The 4,584-nt window shown below is 70.6% G+C and carries 5 protein-coding genes; 2 read left to right on the forward strand and 3 right to left on the reverse strand.

Annotated elements, in window-relative coordinates:
* The first annotated feature begins 232 nt into the window (after window positions 1-232).
* A complete protein-coding gene (locus ACWDSL_RS51995; RefSeq protein WP_450496607.1) occupies window positions 233-688 on the forward strand; it encodes an Lrp/AsnC family transcriptional regulator in 456 nt (151 codons plus the stop codon).
* Here ACWDSL_RS51995 and ACWDSL_RS52000 read toward each other — a convergent pair.
* The 3 genes from ACWDSL_RS52000 to ACWDSL_RS52010 all read right to left on the reverse strand — a co-directional run bounded on the left by ACWDSL_RS52000 (window position 605) and on the right by ACWDSL_RS52010 (window position 3,739).
* The gene (locus tag ACWDSL_RS52000; RefSeq protein ID WP_450496609.1) at window positions 605-2,938 is read right to left on the reverse strand and encodes an MMPL family transporter; all 2,334 of its coding nucleotides are present in this window, start codon (window positions 2,936-2,938) and stop codon (window positions 605-607) included. The two genes, ACWDSL_RS51995 and ACWDSL_RS52000, sit on opposite strands and share 84 nt — an antisense overlap.
* A 157-nt stretch (window positions 2,939-3,095) precedes the next feature.
* Window positions 3,096-3,365 carry a hypothetical protein gene (locus ACWDSL_RS52005; protein ID WP_450496611.1) on the reverse strand — a complete coding sequence of 90 codons (270 nt, stop codon included), beginning with the start codon at window positions 3,363-3,365 and terminating at the stop codon, window positions 3,096-3,098.
* Window positions 3,365-3,739, reverse strand: a complete 375-nt coding sequence (locus ACWDSL_RS52010; protein WP_450496613.1) for an ArsR/SmtB family transcription factor — start codon at window positions 3,737-3,739, stop codon at window positions 3,365-3,367. The genes ACWDSL_RS52005 and ACWDSL_RS52010 overlap by 1 nt, the downstream gene beginning before the upstream one ends.
* Window positions 3,740-3,836: 97 nt before the next feature.
* Here ACWDSL_RS52010 and ACWDSL_RS52015 point away from each other — a divergent pair.
* Window positions 3,837-4,584, forward strand: a 748-nt coding sequence (locus tag ACWDSL_RS52015) for a carboxyl transferase domain-containing protein (protein ID WP_450496615.1), incomplete at its 3' end; no start/stop codon positions are given.

A 4,584-nucleotide genomic window follows, 5' to 3' on the forward strand; every position in this document is an offset into this window, starting at 1 on the left:
CGCGCCCCCCCCCCCCCCCCCCCCACGCCGGGGCCGAGGAGGGCGCCCGCGTACAGCGCGGTGCCGCCGCCGAGCCCGAGCCGCCGAACTGGACTCGGGGGACGCGAGGAAGCAGAAGTACGAGTACGAGTATGAGTACGTTGTACGGTCACGGCTCGGGAAGTTAGCCGAAACACCGATGAGCTGACCGGCTCACCGAACAAAATTCGGTGAGCCGGTCCGGAGAGGCCCCATGGACGAACTTGATACGGCGATCGTCCGCGAACTGCAGCGCGACGCACGGCAGACCAATCGCGAACTCGCCCGCACCCTCGGCATCGCCCCCTCCACCTGTCTGGAGCGGGTGCGCGGTCTGAGGGAGCGCGGGGTGATCACCGGCTATCGCGCGACGGTCGACCTGCGCGCCCTGAACCGCCCGGTGCAGGCGCTGCTCGCGGTCCGTATCCGGCCGCCGAGCCGGGAGGTCATCGAGGGTTTCAAGAGCTATCTGATGACGCTCCCCGAGGTGCTGTCCGTGTATGTCGTCGCGGGCAGCGACGACTTCCTGGTCCATGTCGCGGTGCCGGACGTGGACCGGCTGCACGCCTTCCTGATGGACCGCTTCTCAGGGCGCCGGGAAGTGGTCGACTTCCGCAGCTCGATCATCTACCAGCATGTCGCCGGCGAGACGATCGCGCCCCTGGAGTGACGCCTGCGGGAGTGAGGTCTGCGGGAGTGACGCCTGCGGGAACGACCTCCGCCCGAGCAGCGTGATCGCGGCGGGCAGCAGCACCCCGCGCACCAGCGTCGCGTCGATGAGGACGGCCACCGCAAGCCCGACGCCCATCATCTTGTACTCGATCGCCGACAGCACGACGAAGACGCTGAAGGCCGCGGTCATGATGACGGCCGCGCTGGTGACCACGCCCGCACCGGACGCGACGCCCCCCACCACCGCCTCGCGCGTCGCCTCCCCGGCGAGCCGGCGCTCGCGGATCCGGCTGAGCACAAAGATGTGGTAGTCCATGCTCAGCCCGAAAAGGATGACGAACATGAACAGCGGCAGCCAGCCGACCACCCCGCCGTACGAGGTGAAGTCGAGCGCCGAACTCAGGTGGCCGTCCTGGAACACCCAGGTCAGCGCCCCGTAAGCGGCACCGATCGACAGCAGGTTCAGCACGATCGACATCAGCGCGACGGCCGGCGAGCGGAACGCGACGACCAGCAGCACGAAGGCCAGCAGCAGCACGAAGGCGAAGACGTACGGGGTCCGGTCGGTGATCCGGTTGGTGAAGTCGTACGCGAAGGCCGTCTTGCCGCCGACCGCGTAGTCGATCCCGCCGTCGGTCTCGCTGTCAGCTCTGCCCGCCTCGCCCAGCGCGGCGGGCAGTGTCCGCTGACGCAGCGTCTCCAGCGCCCGGTTCGCCGCGTCGTCGGTGCCGAAGCTCGCCAGCGGCACCCGTACCACCAGCGCCCGGCCCACCTTGGTGGCCGAAATGGGCTCGTTCAGCGCCCCGCCGCTCGCCGCGGCCCGCTGGTGCAGGCTTTCCACGGCCTTCCGTACCGCCGGGCTGTCCACGGCGCCCGGATCCCGCTTCCCCCAGATCACCACCGACGCGGGGGACGGGGCGCCCGGGAACGCCTCCTGCATCCGGACCGCCGCGTCCACCGTCGGCACCGTCCGCGACAGGCTGTCGGTCACCGCCGCGTCCTGCAGCTGCATCCCCAGCGCGGGCAGCGCGAGCACCAGCAGCGCCAGCGCCGCCGAGCCGCCCCACACCAGCGGGCGCCGCACCACCGCGCGGGCCACCGCCACCCAGGCCCGGGACTGGTCCGCCGCGGTCCGGCGGCGGCCCACCCACGGGATCCGCGCCTTGTCCACCCGGGCGCCAAGCGCGGCCAGCAGGGCGGGCAGTACGGTCACCGAGCCGACCATCGCGACCCCGACCACCAGCACCGCGCCGGTCGTCAGCCCCTTGAAGTTGTCAAGACCCGTGAACAGCAGCCCGACCAGACACAGCATCACCGTCAGACCCGAAACCACCACCACCCGCCCCGAGGTGCGCGCCGTGATCCGCAGCGCCTCCGCGACATCGTGCCCGGCCGCACGCTCCTCGCGCGCCCGGCGCAGATAGAACAGCGAGTAGTCGACGCCCACCGCCACGCCGATCAGCAGCACCATGGAGGACGTGGCGCTGTTCACCGGCACCCAGTGGGCGAGCACCTGGAGAAAACCGAAGGTGGCGACGACCGTGGTGGCCGCCAGCAGCAGCGGGATCGCGGCGGCGATCAGCGACCCGAACACCACCAGCAGAATCACCACGGTGAGCGGAAGCGAGAAGAACTCGGCCCGCTTGAAGTCACCCTTGATGCCCTCGTCCACCACACGCGACAGGCTCCTGTCGCCCGCCTGCGCCAGCCGTACCCGGGGGTGGCGGGCCTGTACGGTCTTCACCGTCTCGGTCGCGGCCTCGTAGTGCTCGGACCACTGCTCCTGGGCCCCCGCCATGGTGAAGGTGACCAGACCGGAACGGCCGTCCTTCGACACCAGCCGGCTTCCGTCGCGCTCCAGCGGGGAGCGGACCGCGGTGACCGTGCCGGGGGTGCGGCGCAATGTCGTGACCAGGTCCTGGGTGGCGCGGCGCAGCTCCTGGTCCTCGGCGAAGCGCGTCGGTGTCGCGTCCTGCGTACGGGCCTGGACCAGGACGTTCTCCTGGGGCGGCGGATACTTCTGCTGCGCGTCCAGCACCCGGCCCGCGCGGCCCGTCTCACCGGGGTCGGTGCTGTCCGCCGTATCGCCCGGTATGACCGCGCTCGCCAGGACCGCCACGACCACCAGCGCGAACCAGCCCACGATCGCCAGGGCCCGATGGCGGACGGACCACCCCGCGACCCGCTCCACCAACGCGGCCCGGTCCGGTTCGTCGGCCCTCTGCCGTGACTTGCTTTTGCGCAGCATGAGCTGCTGTCCTTTCCACGAAGGGACGTATCCGTGAGAACTCGCCCATGGGCGAGGTGATGCTTCTTCCTTCACCTGGGCCGTCGAGTTGCCGCTCGACGGCCCAGGACCCGCGTCGTATGTCCTGATCGCCCATTCTGTCTATTCGACGGTCTGTCTATTCGACGGTCTGGAGGATGCGCTCCAGCGAATCCATCCGGCCCTGCATCTCCGCCAGCCGCTCGCTGATCTCCGTCAGCCGCTCGTCCGTGGCCTGCTGCGCGGCGGTCGCGCTCTCGGCGAGCTTGCGGTACTCCAACTCCCGCACCACCTGGACCTTCGCGCGCCGAGTCGCCGCGAACTGCCAGATGACCGTCGTGAGCACCGTGGTCACCAGGGCGAAGAGGCCGAAGGCCCCGACGACCTCGGTCCAGTCGTGTCCATCCATCACTTCGATCCCTTCGTCTTCTGCTCGTCCGGGCCGTCGCCCGGCGGGGTCAGCGTCCGCTCCGCGGCCTCGACGGTCTCCGGTGTCAGCTGGATCGCGAACCGGTTGACCTCGTAGAACTTCATGGCCTTGCCGTCCTCCGACACTTCGACCCGGGCCGTCACCAGCCCGGCCGCCTCCAACTTGCGCAGATGGACCTGGAGCAGCGCCCGGCTGATGCCCAGCGCGCGGGCCAGCTCGCTCACGTACATCCGCTCCCGCGAGAGCGTGGCGACGACCCGCAGGCGGTGCGGATTGGACAGCGTCGCCAGCACGCGCACCAATTCGTCGCCGCTGAGATCGCGCGGCTCGCCGCTCGGCACCGAGGTAGTCATAGCGAAACCCTGCACATGCCAAAAAAAGTTAGCACATGCTCAGGATGATTGAGGCCATCCTTGTCGGCAGCCCTGTTTCCCGTGGCAGGGTGTGACCATGACCGGAACGAACCCCCGCACATCAGCCCTCCAGCTGATCGAGACCGTCGTCGACCCCGGCAGCTGGCGCCGCTGGGACGAGCCGGTCGACATCTCGACAGACGACCCCGACTACCGGGCCGACCTGGAGCGGGCCCGCGAGCGCACCGGTCTCGACGAGTCCGTCATCACGGGCGAGGGCCGTATCGAGGGACGGCGGGTGGCCATCGTGGCCTGCGAGTTCCGCTTCCTCGCCGGGTCGATCGGCGTCGCGTCGGGGGAGCGGCTGGTGCGCGCCGTGGAACGGGCGACGGCGGAGCGGCTGCCCCTCCTCGCCGCGCCCGCGTCCGGCGGTACGCGGATGCAGGAGGGCACGGTCGCGTTTCTGCAGATGGTCAAGGTCGCCGCGGCGATCACCGACCACAAGGCCGCCGGCCTGCCCTACCTCGTCCATCTGCGCCACCCCACGACGGGCGGAGTACTCGCCTCCTGGGGCTCGCTGGGACACGTCACCGCCGCTGAGCCGGGCGCGCTCATCGGCTTCCTGGGGCCGCGGGTGCACGAGGCGCTGTACGGGGCGGAATTCCCGCCGGGCGTCCAGGTCGCGGAGAACCTGATGGCCCACGGTCTGGTCGACGCGGTCCTCCCGCCCGAGCGGCTGTCGGAGGTGGCGGCGCGGGTGCTGCGGGTTCTGTGCGGGGACGCTGCCGCTGTGGCGAACGGGGCTGAGCCTGTCCCGGCAGCGGCAGGGCCGTCCGGCCCTGCCG

This window comes from Streptomyces sp. NPDC000941 (assembly GCF_053599555.1).